Consider the following 19,805-nt stretch of genomic DNA (forward strand, 5'->3'; position numbering starts at 1 on the left):
TGTATGCATTCTATTGCTCAATAGATATTCAAAATTAGATTCTATTAATGCACCTTATATCTACTCAGCAAAATATATAGTCTTAGTTCCGTACTCAATCATATTTTTTGTACTTTGTACGATACACTCAAGGATGTAACAAAAATGAATAAACTGACCCTAACAGCCCTCGCAATTACTTCCGCATTCGCAGTTAACGCAAATGCAGCTGATGTTTACAAAGGAGACAACGTATCTCTTGCACTAGGTGGTCGTGTTGAAGCACGTACTCAACTATCTGACCAAGGTAAAGACAAATCTGTTGAAAAACAAAAAGACGCGTCACGTGCTCGTTTAAACTTTGAAGCAAAAACTAACATCACTGATGATATTGTTGCTCGTGGCTTTGTTGAAAAAGAATTCACTCAAAACGATGCAGATGAAACTCGTTATTTATATGTTGCAGTCGGTAATGACAACAATGAGTTGCAATTTGGTAAAACAGATGGTGCTCTAGTTCAACTTACTAACTATACTGATATCCTAAACACGTTTGGCGCTGAAGCATCAAATAAATCAGTAACTGCTGACCGTGCCGACAACCAACTACTTTACATTGGTAATTACGGTGGTTTAACTGTTAACGCTGCATTTAATGGTGGCGGTGAAACAGTTGCGACTGATACTACAATCGATAAAGGTTACGGCATTTCTGCTAGCTACGACTTCGGCGTGCTAAAAGCAGGTGCTGGTTACGCTAAAGAAACTCACACTGGCGTATCAAGCAAAGACAGCGACAACCTACTATTGAGCTTAGGTTCTGATATCACAGATCAGCTTTATGTTGGTGCATTGTACGTTAACGGTTCTAAATTCGGTGATGACTTCAACGGATTTGAACTTGCAACTTCTTATGACTTTACAGAACAGTTGACACTATCTGGTACTTACACAAGTGCTAAATTCGATTCTGAAAGTGATGATCGTAACACGGCGTCTCTAGACCTTGGCTACAACTTCACTGATTACTTCCTAACCTACGTTGGTGTAAGCAAGCAATTTACTCAAAACGAAGAACTTAAAAGCTTGCTAGGTGCTAAAGTTACTTTCTAATTAAACACTACCATTTGTTTAATTAGACAAAATTTAGGGTTCTCATTGAGAACCCTTCTTTACGTCTGCTCATACGGCCTTGTTGCAGAAAACAAGCATTTCTTAATATCGATAATTTAAGCTAGAAATAAATTGCTTCTTATCGCTGCTTTTCTGACCATACTCTACCGACAATGACCATTCGCGGTTGAAGTTATAATTCATTCCAGCCAGCGCCATCCATTTGTCTAAGTTCTCTTGTTCCAGCTTATAATCAATGGTTTGTAGAGTACTTCCCGCCCCTGGTACATCCACACTTCCGGTAATAGTCAACCGACTATCAAGATAAGTGGCACCGACAAATACCGCGATAGATTGGCTTCCTTGTAAAGGAAACTGTTTACCCAAACGAGGCGAGATGTTCCATACATCCCCTTTGGTTACGCTACCTTGCATATCGGCGTACGAATAACTGATCGGTAATACAAAAAAGTAATCGTTCCAGCCGGCAGCCAAAACAGTACCGACGGTATAATTTACGCCATTAATATCAATTTCTGGAGTCGCTACCGTTAATGATTTATCTTCAAAGGCACAAACAGGTTCTATCGGTAACCGTCCACAGTTAGCGCCCGCCATATCAATGATTCCATTCCCATCTAGAGTGAAATTCACCAATGCATGACCATTAATCGCGCCCACTGACGCAAACACGTTCATAAATGGAAATAACCAAGCATCAAGTTTTAGCTGAGGAGTATAAGTAACCGCTGAGTTATCACTAAACGACACAAATGGGGTTGGCGTTTTATCTCCACCATTAAAACCGATTTCCAAATCTCGAAGCGTCATTGCCTGCTCTGTTTGCACATAGATAATGCTTACCCCAAAAGGCAGAGGCAAATCAAAGCCTTGTTCAACGACATTTTGTGCAAAAAACGGCAATGCGCGATCCCACACTTTAGGATCGTCAGACGGGGAAGAATCACTTACTGGATCGTTATTGATAGTGTGATTGATATTCGCAACCCGATTACTGCCTAATCCAGTGTTGGTCAAATCATAATTGGTAGAGATTGAAACCAGTCGAGCAGACCCCTGCGCTACTGCGCCAGAATTAGAAGCTACATACAAAGACACATCATAGTTCGAGTGCCACACATCCGTATAAGCACTTGAACCTGCTTCATTTACGTTCCACTGCGCACCAACCGAAGTGCGCCAATTACGTTCCTTATAACGTTGCAGTGCATCTTCATCATCAAAAATAGCCAACACATCATAGGTGCCTAAGCCTAAACCCGCGCCTAAATCATAACGCTTCACGTCAAGATAAGTGATTGAACCATCTAACTTGTTCTCAATCATGCCTCGGCCATAACCGCCGCCTAATACGACGACGTTAACACCCGACATACTGGCCGTCGCATAACCCACAGAGTTCGATAATTCTTTTTCTACCTCTGGATAGAGAGAGGCCATTTTTTCAATTAATGCCGAAGATTCTGCTTTAATCGCTTTGCGAGTCGGCTCAACGTCTTCAATTGGGATATGAGATGCGCAACCTGCCGATAATAGAGATAATGCGCCAATACTTGCGGAAAAGATTTTGTACATTAATGCCATCCTAGCTTATTAATGTTTTTAAAAACAATTACCTATGAGTGTAGATGATAAATAGAAAACTGGATGCTCAATAAACAAAAAGCCCCACACAAACTGTGCAGGGCTTCGCATAATCTAAGGCATAGCCGATAATGACTATCGCGTCATACCTAAATCTTTTTGCATGTGATCAGATAGCTCAGATGCATAATACGTCTTGCTAGTGTGTCCTTTGCCGACCAAAATATCGACAAGGTGCATAATCAGTCCTTTGAAATCAATAGAATAGCTCTTACCTTCCTGAGAGCTTGGTACTGCTATGGTGTTAATTTGCATTACTTGTGCCATACGTGCCTCTTTAAATTCTGTAAGTTTCAATAAGTTATGGCGCAAATATAAGCAAACTGAACTAAAGAATAAAACGAGTAAATTTACACTTTCGCATTAGTTTTTCTAATTTTACAGGCGGGCAACATTTATGAAAATCAACACATAATATAAGTGAATAATTCAGCGTATGGCACTGAATATTCGCATAAACATGCGTATGGTAATTTCACGCCTGAATATGATCACATTTCATTTACAATATTAAAATGTTGATTATGTGATTAGACCTAATTTAGCTTGGGTTTCAATTCTCAGCTCATCACGAGAAACAAACTCTAAAAAACAATCGGCCATCGACATTTCAGTTACCACCCAATCATCACCACAATTTAAAATAGCGGAATAACCTTCCTTGCCTTTCATTGAGTAGGCAGAAGAAGTTCCCCAATAAATTTGTTGTTCATTGATTGGCATCCAACCTCTAACGTCATCATAAATTCTAAGATTTTTTACCCTATTCCCTTTTGGCGCATCAAGTACCACTTGGTAGTCCAATTGATAACAATAAGGATAACTGCCACTGCCTGTACCGTTGGCATCAATGGCATTGTCTATTGCGCCCTCTAAAATCCCTTTAATATAACGTCCCTGTATTGAATAGACGCCAATAGGAACGGCAAAAGGTAGCAATCGACCTGCTATATCGGCTTTGCTGACAGGGCCTGCATTTAATGAGCAGCGCACGCCTCCCGCATTGTGAATAGCAAAATCAATGTCGTGACCACGATAGCGCATAGCGTGATAAAAAGACTCTGCAACTAATGAACAAATTTCACTGGCGCCCTTTTCATCCGGCACTCGCACATGTCTTAATGGTGATTTCAAGTGTCCAACGATGCTACGCTGTAAGGCAAACACTTCAGGTTTGTAGGTGTTTGTTATTAACCGATTCACTTGTTCGTCTTTTTTACAGCGCACAACGTTCGGATGCGCGGTTAAATAATCAAATACATCCTGATATTCGCCTTCACAATCGCAATTGCTCATAGTGGCATCAAAACAGACTCTGCGCCCTACCAACAACTCATTGCGCCCGTTAAAGGCAATTACTTTACCTGATTCATCAAAATCAATATCACAATGACCCAATGACTGCGCGTGCATACCCGCTTGTACAATGTAAGTGTCATTCACGCGGCGACCATAATCATCTTTGCAATTGATGCCTAAATCGGAAAAGTCCCCTTGCAGCACATGTGAATGTCCGCCAACGATTAAGCTAATGCCGTCAACCTCTTTGGCTAAGGCTAAATCAGCCTCATACCCAAGATGGCTTAATAGAATGACCTTGTTGATACCAGATTTCTGGATCTGCTGTACGGTATTCTTGGCGGTTTGCAGTGCATTAACAAACGGCGTATCAACATCTGGATTGGCGATATCCACCATTTTATCGATAGATAGGCCAAAAATAGCAATGCATTCATCTCCAACTTGATGTTGCATCCATTTTGCACATTGCTGCTGTGCTTGGTATGGATACACATTATCTGCATCACTAATTTTTACTGTTTTGCTTGCCGACTCTTGTGACAAATCCCAGTTGCCACACAGCAAAGGAAAGTTTATTTGATTGACGAAACTGGCCACAGGAGCATTGCCCATATCCAATTCGTGGTTGCCTAATGTCATCGCCGTTAGGCCAAATTGATTTAATAGCCTTGAGTTGGCTTCACCTTTAAAAAGGGAGAAATACAGCGTACCTTGAAAGCAATCACCCGCATGTAAAAAAAGAAACTCTCGACCCTGTTGATCGGCTTGATGTCTTAGTTGTTTGGCTCGCGTTTGTATGCGTGCAAATCCCCCAACGCTGACATAGGGAGAAATGGTTGCATGCTCTGCTACGTTATTTGCTGCATCTATTGTTGTACGGTTTGTCGAACTGTTGATATTGAGTGACAGTTGAACCGTGGTAGGTTCAAAATAAGAGTGTGTATCATTGATATGGGCGACCCGTATCCTTGTCGCTTTTTGCATTCTATTCTTCATATTATCTTCTCTGAGTTCACCGCCATTGTAGTCGCCACGATATGACAAACCAATGAAAGTTTTTTTGAACAGAAAAATAGTTTGTATATGGCGGATTTGAAATGAAGCAACAGGCATAACAGCAAGGTAAATTACTGCTTCAATAACAGAAACTTGCCCATCTTCTCAGTGAAAGCTGGCTCTCTTTTCTATAATAATAACAAGTGCAGTAATTAACTTATCATTCAAGCGAGTTAACACGCTGACCAACGGCATTACCTCTGATCACTCAATAGTTGTGATTGGCATAAAAAGCAAAGGGAGAGTGTATGCAATTAGAGCGGATCGAAATCTCAGGCTTTCGTGGTATTAAGCGCCTCTCACTGCCCTTTGAGCAGCTAACCACCTTGATTGGCGAAAACACTTGGGGCAAGTCCTCACTGCTTGATGCATTATCGGTCGCCTTACCTATCAATGGAGAACCGTATCAATTTGAAATGCGCGACTTCCATGTTGATTACGCAATTTCTCATCCGCAAACTCAGCATTTGCAAATCATCTTAAAACTTCGTTCAAGCACTCATAAAGAAGCAAAATCAGGACGTTACCGGAAAATAAAGCCCATTTGGAACGAATCCTCTAACGATCATTCAGAAATCATCTATCGTCTGAGTGCAACCTTAGAAGGCACTAAAGTCACCACCCACTACGCTTTTTTAGACAGCCAAGGTCAGCCAAAACAGCTACATCACCCCGAAAAACTCGCCAGACAATTGATGCTGTTGCATCCGGTTATTCGCCTGCGAGATTCCCGACACTTTCAGCGCATAGAAAAACCTAAAGAGCAACGCACGCCTAATTCAAAAATAGAACAGCGCATAAAAAACACCTGTCGTCGCCTAATCGCTCACCCCGGTCTAGTCAGTAAAGACGAGATGAAAAGTAGCGTTAAAACCATGCATGATTTGGTTGATCACTATTTTTCTTATAAAACTCATGTGCGGCACGATCCAAGAGCCACCAGAGATGGGTTATTTACCCCTAGCTTGGGGCAAAAAATGTCTCTAAAGCAGTTTGTCGACCAAACCCAAGATAAACAAACCCGCTTGTTATTGATGGGACTTCTTAATAATTATTTACAAGCAAAAGGGAATACAGAGCTCAGAAGATGCGCTCGCCCGCTGCTGATTGTGGAAGATCCTGAAGGGCGCTTGCACCCTACCCACTTATCACGAGCATGGGCGCTTTTACAAATGATGCCGATGCAAAAGATCTTAACCACTAACTCGGCAGTATTACTTAGCGCTGTGCCCCTTAGAAGCATCAAACGTTTAGTGAGAAAGTCGGATCGCACTGAAGCAAAATACATTCGCCCAGAAATGCTTTCCGCCGATGAATTACGAAAGGTCAGCTTTCACATTCGTTTTCACCGCTCTAGTGCCTTGTTTGCACGCTGTTGGTTATTAGTCGAGGGAGAAACTGAGGTATGGCTATTTAACGAATTAGCCAAATTGTGTGGCTACGATTTAGCCTCAGAAGGGGTGCAAATTGTTGAATTTGCTCAATCTGGCTTAAAATCCTTACTCAAAGTGGTCAGAGCGTTAGACATAGATTGGCATGTGGTCACCGATGGCGACGCTGCCGGTAAAAAATATGCCACTTCAGCGCGCGCAATGCTGCATGGTGAACAAGAACGACATCGAATCACGGAACTGCCTGATAAAGACATCGAGCATTACCTTTACAACAATGGTTTTGAGAAGTTCTTTCGTGATATGGGTAAAATCCCTTACGATCACCCTATTCCACCTAAGAAAGTCATTATGCGCGCCCTTAAAAAACACGCAAAACCCGATGTAGCAATCGCCATTGTTGAGTATTGTGAAATTCATGGCGACGACATCATTCCGATACTGATTCGTTGGACCTTAAAGCGGGTGATCAGTATGGCAAACGGCAATACTTAAAGGGTGTAAGAATTAAAAAAGGATCTCGCGATTATCACAAGATCCTTTAGGGGAAGTAAAATAATAGCGATAAGCTATTTTTTCATTTTACCTTCGATATGCAGCTCCATATCGACATAGCTAGATGCGCCCATCACCGGGATATTAAAGTCAGCTAATTCTAAACGGGTTGTGCCCATAAAGCCGGCGCGTTGTCCGCCCCACGGGTCTTTACCTTCACCAATAAAATCAGCGGAAATCGTAATAGGTTTCGTTTGTCCGTGCAGGGTTAAGTCCCCCATAATGTCAAACTTACCATCGCCTTTATCCATCACTTTGGTGCTGGTAAATACCGCTTCTTTGTACTTGCCAGCATCAATAAAGTCGTCACTGCGGATGTGTTTATCACGCTCGGCATGGTTTGAATCAAGACTTGTGGTATCCACCGTTACTGTGACTTTTGATGCATTTACGTCTTTAGGATCGTAACTGAATTCACCTTCAAATCGATTAAAGCGACCTTTAATAAAGCTATAACCTAAGTGACTCACCTTAAAGTTAATTGAGGCATGCGCGCCTTTGGTATCAATCACATAGTCCGCGGCATTAGCGTACAACGGCGTCGCCATTATCGCCGCTAACCCTAGTATTGTTGTCCATTTCTTCATTTTGAGCCTCCTGTCATTTTACGTAGCGTATTGTCTTTATCGATAAAGTGATGTTTTAACGCCGCTAATGCATGAATGATCGCCAGTGCAATCAAGGCATAAGCCACATAGTAGTGAACGTTACCCGCGATATCCGCTTGCCCTTCAAACAACTTACCCAAGGCAGGCACATTAAACCAATCAAACACCGAGATGGCGCGACCATCTTCCGTAGAAATTAAATAACCGGACACGAATAACACTAATAGTAGTAAATACATTAAATGATGCGCTGACTGGGCCGCCTTAACTTCAAACGCACTCCCGTCAAGTTTAGGTGCGCCTTTCCATCTCTTCCAAATAATGCGAAACAGCGTGACAAGCGCTAAAATGATGCCAACCGATTTGTGAATAAATGGGGCGGTTTGATACCACTGGCTATAATAGTCTAAATCGACCATCCACCAGCCAAGGGCAAACAAACTAAAGATGGTGATTGCTGAGCACCAATGAATGATGCGAGAGGTTAAGTTATAACTATTCACTTAATAATCCCTCAATAGCCGGTTACGTTCATTCAAAACAACAAACTAACCAATGGGTAAATAATTTAACAACTAGACTACAAGATACGCTCGCTACAGGTAAATAAATTTCATTCGGGTTTAGGCTTATTTATCTATTCAAATCAAAAACTTTGAACAGACGCGACTATTTACTCTTAGTTACAATTTAAACTATATTAGACTCATCAATACTAATCTGTATTTATTGGAGCGATTTTTGCTAAAAGACATCGTTATTCAGGCACTTAAAGCGGTTCAAAACGACTGTCTTTCCCTCTCTAAGCAGCACTATCCTACCGTGCACAACCGCGGTATTAGTAATCACCACTTAACCTCTTTGGTCGAACGTCGCTTACAAAAAACAGCGCAAATATTTGGCTCTTCCATTGTTATTGAGCCAATAGACACCAGCAAAAATTCACACGCACACAATACCGTCTATCGACGTATTACCTTGCAATATGGCAGTGTATGGCTTTTCCCATATTCAATAAAAACTGCTAATAAAGTGTTTAAATCACACCTATTTACGACTTTAGCCACTTGGCGCAGTGAATTTAGTTACGCCATTCAACCTAATGATTGTGTGGTATTGGTCTGCGATCATTGGCTTAATCGAATAAACACCAGTCAACAACTCATCGATTGGTGGCACAATCGCTTACCTGATGATCTTAGCGATTACACGCAACGAGGCATTCACCTTGCACCATCACAAGCGCCGAAACTTGACCACATGATGCAAGAACTTCAATTACAGCCTTGTTATAAAACTCACACCCATCCCCTAAAACGACAAGAGGACGGATCTTTTGTGAAGAGATACGTCCACCTGTATGCTATTTTCGAGTGTAAGTAATCCACTCGAATACTGGAATGAATAAGGCTACAATGAATAAGGCTAGTTAGTCACTTCCGCTAATACTTCATTAAAACGGTTCCATGATTTTAGATCAGCATCTTCTCGATAACGATCAGAGCCAAGCACAGTAAATGCGTGTGGCGCTCCGCCGTAAGAGATCATTTCATGTTTAATGCCAGTGCTTTCCAGTTCATCGGCTAGCATGGCAAAGTCTGTCATGCTAACGACTTTATCGGCAGTGCCGTGGAAAATGACCACTGGTGCTTTCGTCATCTTGTAATCTTGACCTTGCGGCGTTTTTAAACCGCCATGGAAACTGATAAAGGCTTTCGCGCTATTGCCCGCACGAGCAGATTCAAGAACCGCAGCTCCGCCAAAGCAATAACCGGCTACCACGGTATTATCTTTGCTGCCATTAAGCATTTCTGCTTTCAGCTGGCTTTCTGCCATTAGCTTTTGCAATTTTGCTCGGTCTTTATACAGCTCACCCGTGTGTTGCTTTTTATCTTTCACTTCGGTTGGGCGAATGCCTTTACCGAACAGATCAGCGGCAAAAACGTTATACCCCACTTCATTGAGCATTTTAGCTCGCTTAATTTCGTATTCGGTTAATCCATCCCAATCGTGAACTAAGACCACCAATGGCGCAGAATCAGAAACCTTAGACCAGTAACCTTGATATTGTTTTCCATCCACTTCATAAACAACGTCTTCTCCCGCTAACACACCGGTAGAACCCGCTAGCAACGCTGCATACAAAAAATAGCGCATAACACTCTCTCCTTCCTTATGAGTTCAATTGAGTGTAGTAGGCTCTCATGAAAATAATAACTATTTCTATTTGATTTTTTTGTTATAAGTATTAACTATTTGGGTAAGTAAGATTTTTCCAATGCAAACTTTGTAACCTATTTATTTATAAGCATAATTTTGCAACGGCTAACACTGTCTATACTTACCGAATATGATACAAATTATTAAAACGCCGTCAGATAATGCCAATTAGCCCTAACGTGGACACATTGATTTGAGCCAGAAAAATGCTGAGTTGCCCGCAACACAAGAAAGCAACGACGATATCGCCAAAGCCATCCCTTTGGTGCGTGCAGACATCGTCAACACCATCATCGTGCAATTTGAAAAGCAAGGCATCAATATGACCGACGCTTTGCTGCATGCCAATATCAGCCGAGAGATGCTACTCGATTCAAGCAATATGATTGTAAACGGTTCCGTTAGAAGTATTTTTGGCAAGGTTTATGAGGATGAAGGGATCTTCGCCTTTGTTCAGGCGGTGGTTCATACTCAGCGAACGCAATTGATCCCACATTTTGTAAAAACGTTAACTAAGAATCTCACCATTCGAGAAGTGCTCACCAAGTTCAATTTATTGATTCGTGAATCCATCCCTGTTGCGTCACAGTATCTAGAAGTTGATGATAAAAGTGCGTGGTTTTGCTCCGCTATGCAGCATAAAGAGATCAATGATTGGCAAGAGATATTTAACGTTTTGTATTGTGTTGAGCTGATTCGTTCCCTAACCAACAACGAAGCATGGCGACCGAAAACGGTCGCGCTTACCCAAAGTCGAACGGGACAATTTGCACAAAACATTCCCAGTGATATTCAGGTGCTATTTTCACAAAAGCACACCAAAATCAGCGTCGATTTAGAGCTACTAGACCAAGAAATTAATACCGCCTATCCAGAACCCGCGCCAAAAGAAGTGGTTTGGCACAGCACTTTCACTGACACCTTATACACTGCACTAATCCCCTATGTTCATGAACAGACTTTAGACATAGAACTTGCCGCCAACTTATTGAACATGAGTACCCGAAGCCTGCAACGCAAACTACTGCAAGAGAAAAACTCATTTCGAGCGATTAAAAACAGCCTAATGTTCAATACCGCCTGCGACTTAATGAATCAAAACCTCAGCCTAACTCAAATCTCAGTACAACTCGGCTACGCCGACATCGCCCACTTCTCCCGCGCTTTCAAACGATTTAGCGGCATCACCCCAAAACGCTATCAAGTACTTTTAAGCGGGGTGCGATAATTGCGGGGTCAGGTCTTGAAATTTGCACAAAGTGCAAATTTCAAGACCTGACCCCGCAATTACCCCGCCACTATTACAAATATGGGAATAAGGCTTTTCTTTGTTCGGTGGTGAGGTTGGTGACGCGTTCGATGTTGTTTTCTGGGATCGCCTCTGGATCTGGGTAGTGTTTTAGTACCCTTTCCATGCTCGCTTCTCTGATCAAGTGGATCACTGGATATGGTGAACGGTTGGTGAGGTTCTCATCGTCGTCGGGATGCGTGCCGGCAAAGCAATAATCGGGATGGAAGGTGGCGATTTGAAACTCCCCTTCGTAATCTTGCTGTTTGATGAGCGCATCAACCCAATCTAAAAACAGATTGTAATCCATAAAATCATCTAAGAAATTAGGGATAGTGACCAAAGTCGTTTCTAGCTCTTCGACGTCGGTGCTTTGCAAATGCATGAACTCTTGCAAGATAAACTCTAGCAATTGTTCTTCATTATCCGCTTCTGTGACGGCAATTCTGATCTGTTTATTGCGATTAGGTTTTGCGGCAAACGGACACAAATTTAGCCCAATCACCACCTTTTCTAACCATTCTCGGGTTTGATTTTCTACCTGCTGTAAATTGATAGTCATATTACTTTGTATTAAACCCTTGGCGTTGTAGGAATTCTTGCATAAACGGGCGCGCTTCTTTGCTTAGCGTTTGCGTAATTTGTTCAGACCAAGACGCGGCTTTCTTATTGTCTGTGCGAGTTGCGTAGTAGGCTTGAATGTGCGCGTCGTACTTTGCTAACACTTCTTTATCTAGTGCTTGGTAGGTTTCTTGATGAACCACAATGGATTTAGGTAAGCGAGGTTTGATCTCTGGCGTTTGCGCAGGATGACCCAAGCACAAACCAAATAGAGGGATAACATGCTTAGGTAGGGCTAAAAGGTCAGTGACAGGTTGCGGGTTGTTTCTCAGTCCGCCGATGTACACTCCGCCTAATCCTAGTGATTCTGCCGCCGTCAGACAGTTCTGAGCAACCATAGCCGCATCAACAGCGCCTATCAGCGTTTGCTCGGTAAACCCTAGCTGAGCTTGTGGATGAATTTCTTGATGACGATGAAAATCTGCGCAGAACACAAAAAACTCAGCGCTAGTTTCCACATATGGTTGCCCACCCGCGTATTGCGCTAGTTTGGCGCGGCTTTCTTTATCTTGCACGCGAACAATAGACACACACTGAATAAAGCTAGAGCTTGATGCAGCTAAACCACAATCTAAAATGGTATCGAGTTGCTCGGGTAAAATACTTTGCTCGGTAAAAGAGCGAATTGAACGGTGTGAAAGAAGCGTCTCTATAGTGCTATTCATCAGGCTTTCCATAACAAGTTGTTGATGTTTAGGGTAGCAATAATGCGCCTTTGAGCAAAGAGGCTTTCAGCAAATAGCCTTAGCGATAATAATTTAAATGAAGCGACTAATAACGACTATTCATCCCACTGCGATTCGATATGTCGTCATTCATGCGCCCTCCTTTCCAAGCGCCCTTGCCGAGTACATTTAACACATCACTGGCGTTATAGTCATCACAGGCAAAGAAGTCACGCGCTATGTCCTTACGCAGCCGATTAAATAAAGGAGCATCACCTAAGTCTTGAGGGTGTGCAAACAAGGCCAGCGCACACTGCTGCTGACGTTGACTCAGTGCTTTACTGCTGGCTTGTATTTGTCCGATAGAGAAATGATCACGCCTGCCATAGCCTTTTAGCAATACTGGCGACAGCAACTTAATCACTTTTGCAATTCTGCGACGTTGAATATACCCAAACATACGACTCCTTGACTTTACAGCTTTTAAATCACCTTAGCTTAAGCTAGAAAACCTTGCCCCTCATTCGCATACCCATGTTAGCACTCGGCTCGACATTTATCGTGCTTGTAGTCGCTAAACGCTATCCTTTTATAGGTATGCCATGATTGACACTATGCCTAAAACTTCTCTTCTTCGCTGATAAAACGAGAATTTATCATTAAAATAGACTTAATGAATAATTATAAAAGAAACAAAATAGTAAATTACCCAAGACATAGAAATGAATGTAAACTATTGAAATGTAAGTAATGTCGTTACCGTGTCGTCTAAATGCCGTTATCTTTTGTTTAGGCTACTGATACTTTTAGTGTCGATGCAGCGTTAAGGAATTTGAAATGATAATCAGAAAACTCAGACTTAAAAACGGTTGGTCACAAGAGCAACTTGCAGAGCTTAGCGATCTCAGTATTCGCACAATACAACGGATTGAAAGAGGTCAAAAGCCAAGCCTTGAGTCATTAAAATCTCTTGCTGCTGTGTTCGAAACAAGTGTATCTCACCTTCAACAGGAGCCAGCAATGACCGACAAAGTAGAAATTACCAATGAAGAGCAAATTGTCATTGATCAGGTAAGAGCCATTAAGAGCTTTTATTCTCATCTAATGACGTACTTAGCAGTGATGGTGGTCTTATTTGCCATAAACCTAATTACAGATTCAGGCTATATTTGGGCGTGGTGGCCCGCTCTAGGTTGGGGGATTGGCGTTGTCAACCATGGATTAAACGCTTTTGAAGTGTTCGATTTCTTTGGCGTTAAATGGGAAAAGCGTCAAATAGAAAAACGCCTAGGTCGAAAAATGTAAATCAAAAAAATAGGGGCAATCGCCCCTATTCAAATCATCACATCAATTACGCTTTAGCGTTAAATACCACTTGGTACTCGCCGATGCCTGCGTAATTTACTGTTGTAGGCTTGTCGAATTCAACTTCAACGATGCCACAGTAAGAACCGGTAATGATAGTCTCGCCTGCTTTGAACGTTACGCCGCGACGAGTCATGAAGTTAATTAGCCAGTAAACAGGGCTTTGCGCCGATTCGTTTGGATGTGTGCCATCAAAGTTTTGAACATTGTCACCTTGAGTCACTGTCACGTTAACTTTAGCCGCATCAAAGGCTTTTTCACGAGCAATTTCAGGGCCAACAAACAGACCTTGGTTTACCATGCAGTCAGCCAGTTTTTCGTTGAACTCAGCATCGCTGTCTGCAGCAAAACGTGCTTGCATTAGTTCAAGTGCCATGTGGCATGAACCGATAGCGTCATTGATTTGCTCTTCAGTGTAACCTTCTGCGTTTGCAGGAAGATCTTTGCCCAGTTTAAAGCCAATTTCTGGTTCAATGCGCGCAGCGCCATTGTCCATAAATAATTCACACGTGTCGCCACTGTGTACGCTATCAGCAAAGATAGGTGCAACAATGTATTTGTCTTCGGCAAGTGGGTTCAAACATTTCCAGCCGCCTACAGCGCCATTTTTCAGTTCAATCATTGCCGCTTGAGTTTGCAGAGCCTCTTCTAGAGTCGTTGGACGAATGTTTTCTGCAAGACGTGGCGCTTTAGTACCCGCTACGCGGCGGCTTAAAAGCTCTTTTGCCGCTTCCGTATATAATGTAGTCATATTGTATTACCTGATGATTGTTTTGTTTGATGATATAGCAATTTTTATATTCTGAATAGGTCGCCCAATCACGAAAAAGGGTGACTTGAATAACAAGTCACCCTTAAATTACCTAGTTAGATCAACCTTTGTCTTGTTAGTAAAAAAGACAGTCACAGACGATTAAACGTCGTAAGTTGTTGATGCTGTGTCGCCGCCTGTACCCGTCCAGTTAGTGTGGAAGAATTCACCACGCTCACGGTCAAGACGCTCATAAGTGTGAGCACCAAAGTAGTCACGTTGCGCTTGAAGAAGGTTTGCAGGCAAACGAGCCGTTGTGTAACCATCAAGGAACGAAAGAGCAGACGTTGTACAAGGCATTGGGATGCCTACTTCTAGCGACTTAGCCGCCACTTTACGCCATGCACCTAGACAGTTTTCTAGGATAGCTTTAAAGTAAGGATCAGAGCCTAGGAATGCAATTTCTGCATCGTTTTCAAACGCATCACGGATGTTACCTAGGAATGCAGAACGGATGATACAACCGCCACGCCACATTAGTGCTACGTTACCGTAGTTTAGGTCCCAACCATTTTGGTTTGATGCTTCACGCATTAGCATGAAACCTTGTGCGTAAGAGATGATCTTAGACGCAAGCAGTGCTTGGCGAAGTGCATCAACCCACTCTTGCTGATCGCCTTCAACAGGTTGTACTGTTTTACCAAACAATTTCTCAGCCGCTACACGTTGATCTTTCATAGAAGATAGGCAACGAGAGAATACAGACTCAGAGATAAGCGTTAGTGGAATACCTAAATCAAGGGCATTGATACCAGTCCATTTACCCGTACCTTTTTGACCTGCAGTATCAAGAATTTTGTCAACTAATGGCGCGCCATCTTCGTCGCGGTACTTCAAGATGTCTGCTGTGATTTCTACTAAGTAGCTGTCTAGCTCAGTGGTGTTCCAGTCAGCGAAGACTTTTTGCATATCGTCAGCCGACATGCCAAGACCGTCTTGCATAAATTGGTACGCTTCACAGATAAGCTGCATGTCACCGTATTCGATGCCATTGTGTACCATTTTAACGAAGTGACCTGCACCATCGTTACCTACCCAATCACAGCAAGGCTCACCTTTATCAGTTTTCGCTGAGATGCCTTGTAGGATTGGTTTCACGGCTTCCCATGCTTCTGGAGAGCCGCCTGGCATGATTGAAGGACCAAAACGTGCGCCCTCTTCACCACCAGATACGCCAGTACCGATGAAGTGAATGCCTTTTTCACGTAGGTAAGCTACGCGACGGTTTGTGTCAGGGTAGTTAGTGTTACCACCATCGATGATGATGTCACCTTTGTCTAGTAGTGGGATAAGTTGTTCGATGAAACTATCAACCACATCACCAGCACGTACCATAAGCATCACTTTACGTGGCGTTTCTAGCTTCTCTACCATTTCTTGTAAAGAGTAAGCACCAACGATGTTAGTGTCTTTTGCTGGACCTTCTAAAAATTGGTCAACTTTAGCCGCAGTACGGTTATGTGCTACCACTTTAAAGCCATGATCGTTCATGTTTAAGATAAGGTTTTGACCCATTACTGCGAGTCCAACTACACCAATATCACCTTTCATTTTGTCTCTCCTACTATTCTTATCTTAAGCAATCTTACTTGCTGCGTCTGAGTCTAAAAACCATTCTGTTTCACCCGCATTGGAGTGAATTTTTGCTGCTGGATAGGGAAGATCCTCAGCTGGCGTATTGTAGATCTCATGTACGATATCTTGTTTGCCTGCGCCTAACACTAAATAGCTAATGCGTTTGGCCGCTTGTAGCACTTTTGCTGACTTCGAAATACGCTGCTGTCCAGATTCTGGATGCGAAGCTACGATAGCCAGTTTTTCTTCATTGTAATTTGTTTGCTCTGGGAACAAAGAAGCGGTATGCCCATCAGCACCCACACCTAACAAGATCCAGTCAAACACTGGAACGCCATCTTGGGTGTCAATCACATCACTCATTTCTGTTGCGAAACGAACGGCTTCTTGCTCGGGATCATTTTCACCCAAAATGCGGTGAATATTGGCCTCTGGCACACCAGCAGGAACAAATAGCAAAGCATTGGCTTCGCCAAAGTTACTTTCTGCGTCAGTTGGTGCTACGCAACGTTCGTCGCCCCACCAAAAATGCAGGTTGTTCCAGTCAATGCTACTGGTATAAGGTTCTGTCGCCAACAACTTGAATAGCATTTTGGGAGTGCTGCCACCAGATAAAGAAATATGTACCGCTCTACCCTGATGACTAAAGCTTTGTAACTCTTTGGCTAACTGCTCAACCACTTGAGTTGGCGTACTAAAGATTTTGGTATTCATCATAATTCGCAATAATCTGTATCAGTTAAGTTTTTGCAAGGGAAGCGCCACGCTCTTCCATCACGCTCTAATAGATCATGAGACTCTTTTGGTCCCCATGTGCCACAGGCGTAACCAAATAGCGCTTGCGGACGTTCTTTAAAGTCTAAAATAGGCTGAACATATTCCCAACAGGTTTCTACTGCATCTGAACGAGCAAATAACGTTGCATCACCATTTAACGCATCTAGCAATAAACGTTCGTATGCAGTTAGCATATGAGCTTCATTTAAAGACTTGTAATGGAAGTTCATTTTCACTTCTTTCGCGTGGAAACCAGCACCTGGTTCTTTCAAACCAAAGCTAATCTGAATACCTTCATCCGGCTGAATACGAATAATCAGTTTGTTTTCAGGCGCATCCTGTCCAAACACTGGGTGTGGCGTATCTTTAAAGTGGATAACCACTTCTGTTACGCGAGTCGGCAGACGCTTACCAGTACGCACATAAAACGGAACCCCATTCCAACGGCTATTGTTAATGTAGGCTTTCAGTCCAATGTAGGTCTCGGTGCGAGAATCTTCTGCCACACCAGGTTCGTCGCGATAACCCGGTAAAAACTCACCACGAACTTCAGATTCAGTGTATTGACCTAATACAAGGTTGTTCACCAAGTCATGCTCTTCAAGTGGTTTTAAGCTTCTTAGTACTTTTACCACTTCATCACGAATTGAATCAGCATTGATACGCGGAGGTGACTCCATGCCTACCATTGCCAATACTTGCAATAGGTGGTTTTGGAACATATCACGAACTGCACCAGAACCGTCGTAGTAGCCACCACGCTCTTCTACGCCAAGGAATTCAGAACCAGTGATTTCTACGTAGTTGATGAAGTTACGGTTCCAAAGCGGTTCAAACATGATGTTTGAAAAACGGAATACCAACAGGTTTTGTACCGTTTCTTTACCAAGATAATGGTCAATACGGTACAACTGAGTCTCTTCGAAATGCTCATGGATTTGCGTATCGAGCAGTTTTGCCGACGCTAAATCGTAACCAAAAGGCTTTTCAACAATAAGGCGTTTCCAGCCATCATCTTCTTTGTTTAGACCGTGAGCGGCAAGGCTTGCTGGAATAACAGAATATAGGCTCGGTGGTGTCGCTAAGTAATAGAGAACATTGCGCTCTTCTAATTGATAGTGAGCGGCAAGTTCGTCTTGTCGAGCAACCAGTTTGGCATAATCTGCAGTATCAGAGGTATTGATCGCTTGATAGTGAAGATGATCGATAAACGCTTCTAGTACAGATTCTTCTGTTTCTTCAAACTCTAGAAGTGCTTTTTTCAGTTTTTCGCGATAAGACTCATCACTGTATTCAGTGCGGCTTACGCCTAAAATATAAAATGATTGGGGAAGTTGACCGCTTTGGTACAGTCTATATAAAGCGGGAATTAACTTACGGTAAGTTAAATCTCCAGAAGCACCAAAAATTACTATGCTGCTTTTATCAGGTATTACCATCATTTGTCCTTCAAGTGCCTTTAAGGGTTGCATACATCCATCGCGTCGCGGGGGAATCCACGTACGAATGGTTCACAATGCACCATGAAAAGAATTCTACACCGAATAAGGCGAATTAAAATAATTTGTCACATTTTCACAGTGAGTAATTGCAATCTATAGGCAAAAAAAATCTCCGCCTTGTTAACGGAGATTGCCTGCGTCTATAGTTTAGCTTTATGACGCTTTAATATAAACATTTTTCATTCGCATACTTATTTTTGCTTTTTGCCTGCATAATAATTAAGCATCAATAAGGCCATTGCATTAACAATGCCCCATTAAAATTGACATTATTCGCCACCACCATAATCACAACGATTCATATTTAAGCAGTTATGCTAACCAAGCAAGGAATCGTCTTCCCTGCCCGGCAAACGTTAAGGACGCAGTTTTAACACCTTATCAATATCGCTCGCGCAATGCCTTTCTGCTAGTTGTTCCCATTTTTCGCCAAACGCACGATTCACGATGCGACCACGTTGCCCCCCTTCTCGCTCGGATACTTGGTTCGCCCAGCGCAGCACATTAGTGTAGGACTCAACTTGTAAAAACTCAGCCGCATCATATAACTTGCCCAGCACAAGGTTGCCATACCAAGGCCAAATTGCGATATCAGCAATCGTATACTCATCGCCAGTAATAAACGTGTTATTCGCCAATTGCTTGTCTAACACATCTAACTGACGCTTGGCTTCCATGGCAAATCGATTGATTGGATATTCTTGTTTTTCGTCTGCGTAAGCAAAGAAATGCCCAAAACCACCACCTAAGAAAGGCGCTGAACCTTGTGCCCAAAACAGCCAATTAAACGTTTGAGTGCGAGCTGGCCCACTGCTTGGTAAAAAGTGACCAAACTTTTCGGCTAAATGAACAAGAATAGAGGCAGATTCAAATACGTTTACTGCATCTTCACCGCTTTTATCAACCAATGCGGGGATTTTAGAGTTTGGATTGACCGCCACAAATCCAGAAGAAAACTGATGAGAGTCGCCAATATTGATCAAGTAAGCATCGTATTCGGCTTCTTTTACGCCCGCGGCTAACAACTCTTCAAGCATAATGGTGACTTTTTGCCCATTCGGCGTACCTAAAGAATAGAGCTGCAGCGAATGTTCCCCCTCCGGCAATGCCTTTTCATATCTTGCGCCCGCTTCTGGGCTATTAATATTGGCCCATTTATTGCCACCACTGGTATCATTAACCCACACTTTAGGTGGCACGTATTGCTCACTCATGGTCTCTCCTTCTACCCATTTATTAGAAACCGCATACGCAATTTCTATCGAATACTTATCCGCACTGTCGCACTCTTATCACTTCCGCAGACAGGAAT

Annotated in this window: 19 protein-coding genes; 5 read left to right on the plus strand and 14 right to left on the minus strand. The window is 42.7% G+C overall.

Annotation, left to right across the window (positions count from 1 at the left end; all coding sequences use genetic code 11):
* Positions 1 to 144 precede the first annotated feature (144 nt).
* On the plus strand, positions 145 to 1,092 hold the full coding sequence (locus OCU38_RS15775) for a porin (RefSeq protein WP_261824453.1): 948 nt from the start codon (positions 145 to 147) through the stop codon (positions 1,090 to 1,092).
* 102 nt (positions 1,093 to 1,194) lie between these two features.
* Here OCU38_RS15775 and OCU38_RS15780 read toward each other — a convergent pair whose 3' ends face one another.
* The 3 genes from OCU38_RS15780 to OCU38_RS15790 all read right to left on the minus strand — a co-directional run bounded on the left by OCU38_RS15780 (position 1,195) and on the right by OCU38_RS15790 (position 5,055).
* Positions 1,195 to 2,688, minus strand: a complete 1,494-nt coding sequence (locus OCU38_RS15780; protein ID WP_261824454.1) for a porin family protein — start codon at positions 2,686 to 2,688, stop codon at positions 1,195 to 1,197.
* A gap of 144 nt (positions 2,689 to 2,832) precedes the next feature.
* Positions 2,833 to 3,024 (minus strand): hypothetical protein, encoded by a 192-nt coding sequence (locus OCU38_RS15785; protein WP_261824455.1) that lies wholly within the window; start codon positions 3,022 to 3,024, stop codon positions 2,833 to 2,835.
* Positions 3,025 to 3,279: 255 nt separating this feature from the next.
* The gene (locus OCU38_RS15790) at positions 3,280 to 5,055 is read right to left on the minus strand and encodes a bifunctional metallophosphatase/5'-nucleotidase (protein WP_261824456.1); all 1,776 of its coding nucleotides are present in this window, start codon (positions 5,053 to 5,055) and stop codon (positions 3,280 to 3,282) included.
* Positions 5,056 to 5,363: 308 nt separating this feature from the next.
* Between OCU38_RS15790 and OCU38_RS15795 the strand changes: the two genes are divergently transcribed.
* Positions 5,364 to 7,001: an ATP-dependent endonuclease gene (locus OCU38_RS15795; RefSeq protein WP_261824457.1), complete on the plus strand. Its 1,638-nt coding sequence runs from the start codon at positions 5,364 to 5,366 to the stop codon at positions 6,999 to 7,001.
* A 74-nt stretch (positions 7,002 to 7,075) separates the two neighbouring features.
* Here OCU38_RS15795 and OCU38_RS15800 read toward each other — a convergent pair whose 3' ends face one another.
* Both OCU38_RS15800 and OCU38_RS15805 read right to left on the minus strand, forming a co-directional pair.
* Positions 7,076 to 7,648, minus strand: a complete 573-nt coding sequence (locus OCU38_RS15800; RefSeq protein ID WP_261824458.1) for a YceI family protein — start codon at positions 7,646 to 7,648, stop codon at positions 7,076 to 7,078.
* Positions 7,645 to 8,172, minus strand: coding sequence for a cytochrome b (locus OCU38_RS15805; protein WP_261824459.1), 528 nt, complete (start codon positions 8,170 to 8,172; stop codon positions 7,645 to 7,647). The genes OCU38_RS15800 and OCU38_RS15805 overlap by 4 nt, the downstream gene beginning before the upstream one ends.
* 238 nt (positions 8,173 to 8,410) lie before the next feature.
* On the opposite strand from OCU38_RS15805, the gene OCU38_RS15810 reads away from it, so the two are divergent.
* The gene (locus OCU38_RS15810; RefSeq protein WP_261824460.1) at positions 8,411 to 9,052 is read left to right on the plus strand and encodes a hypothetical protein; all 642 of its coding nucleotides are present in this window, start codon (positions 8,411 to 8,413) and stop codon (positions 9,050 to 9,052) included.
* Between the two features lie 42 nt (positions 9,053 to 9,094).
* On the opposite strand, the gene OCU38_RS15815 is transcribed toward OCU38_RS15810, so the two are convergent.
* Positions 9,095 to 9,826 (minus strand): dienelactone hydrolase family protein, encoded by a 732-nt coding sequence (locus tag OCU38_RS15815; RefSeq protein WP_261824461.1) that lies wholly within the window; start codon positions 9,824 to 9,826, stop codon positions 9,095 to 9,097.
* A 256-nt stretch (positions 9,827 to 10,082) separates the two neighbouring features.
* Between OCU38_RS15815 and OCU38_RS15820 the strand changes: the two genes are divergently transcribed.
* Positions 10,083 to 11,117, plus strand: coding sequence for a helix-turn-helix domain-containing protein (locus OCU38_RS15820; RefSeq protein WP_261824462.1), 1,035 nt, complete (start codon positions 10,083 to 10,085; stop codon positions 11,115 to 11,117).
* 73 nt (positions 11,118 to 11,190) lie between these two features.
* On the opposite strand, the gene OCU38_RS15825 is transcribed toward OCU38_RS15820, so the two are convergent.
* From OCU38_RS15825 to OCU38_RS15835, 3 genes are all read right to left on the minus strand, one after another.
* A complete protein-coding gene (locus OCU38_RS15825) occupies positions 11,191 to 11,751 on the minus strand; it encodes a DUF1415 domain-containing protein (RefSeq protein WP_261824969.1) in 561 nt (186 codons plus the stop codon).
* Positions 11,741 to 12,463, minus strand: coding sequence for an oxygen-insensitive NADPH nitroreductase (gene nfsA / locus OCU38_RS15830; protein ID WP_261824463.1), 723 nt, complete (start codon positions 12,461 to 12,463; stop codon positions 11,741 to 11,743). Before nfsA ends, OCU38_RS15825 begins: the two co-directional genes overlap by 11 nt.
* 106 nt (positions 12,464 to 12,569) lie before the next feature.
* Positions 12,570 to 12,923 (minus strand): DUF6559 family protein, encoded by a 354-nt coding sequence (locus OCU38_RS15835; protein ID WP_261824464.1) that lies wholly within the window; start codon positions 12,921 to 12,923, stop codon positions 12,570 to 12,572.
* Between the two features lie 377 nt (positions 12,924 to 13,300).
* Between OCU38_RS15835 and OCU38_RS15840 the strand changes: the two genes are divergently transcribed.
* Positions 13,301 to 13,768 (plus strand): 2TM domain-containing protein, encoded by a 468-nt coding sequence (locus tag OCU38_RS15840; RefSeq protein ID WP_261824465.1) that lies wholly within the window; start codon positions 13,301 to 13,303, stop codon positions 13,766 to 13,768.
* Between the two features lie 46 nt (positions 13,769 to 13,814).
* On the opposite strand, the gene OCU38_RS15845 is transcribed toward OCU38_RS15840, so the two are convergent.
* From OCU38_RS15845 to yghU, 5 genes are all read right to left on the minus strand, one after another.
* The gene (locus OCU38_RS15845; protein ID WP_261824466.1) at positions 13,815 to 14,579 is read right to left on the minus strand and encodes a hydratase; all 765 of its coding nucleotides are present in this window, start codon (positions 14,577 to 14,579) and stop codon (positions 13,815 to 13,817) included.
* A 162-nt stretch (positions 14,580 to 14,741) separates the two neighbouring features.
* Entirely contained in the window at positions 14,742 to 16,190 is a 1,449-nt protein-coding gene (gene gnd / locus OCU38_RS15850; protein WP_021713748.1) for a decarboxylating NADP(+)-dependent phosphogluconate dehydrogenase, read from the minus strand.
* Positions 16,191 to 16,214: 24 nt separating this feature from the next.
* Positions 16,215 to 16,931, minus strand: coding sequence for a 6-phosphogluconolactonase (gene pgl / locus OCU38_RS15855; protein ID WP_261824467.1), 717 nt, complete (start codon positions 16,929 to 16,931; stop codon positions 16,215 to 16,217).
* The gene (gene zwf, locus OCU38_RS15860) at positions 16,928 to 18,430 is read right to left on the minus strand and encodes a glucose-6-phosphate dehydrogenase (protein ID WP_261824970.1); all 1,503 of its coding nucleotides are present in this window, start codon (positions 18,428 to 18,430) and stop codon (positions 16,928 to 16,930) included. The genes pgl and zwf overlap by 4 nt, the downstream gene beginning before the upstream one ends.
* Positions 18,431 to 18,849: 419 nt before the next feature.
* The gene (gene yghU / locus OCU38_RS15865) at positions 18,850 to 19,707 is read right to left on the minus strand and encodes a glutathione-dependent disulfide-bond oxidoreductase (protein WP_261824468.1); all 858 of its coding nucleotides are present in this window, start codon (positions 19,705 to 19,707) and stop codon (positions 18,850 to 18,852) included.
* Between the last annotated feature and the right edge of the window lie 98 nt (positions 19,708 to 19,805).

It is taken from the genome of Vibrio neonatus (genome assembly GCF_024346975.1).
GTDB classification, from domain to species: Bacteria; Pseudomonadota; Gammaproteobacteria; order Enterobacterales; family Vibrionaceae; genus Vibrio; species Vibrio neonatus.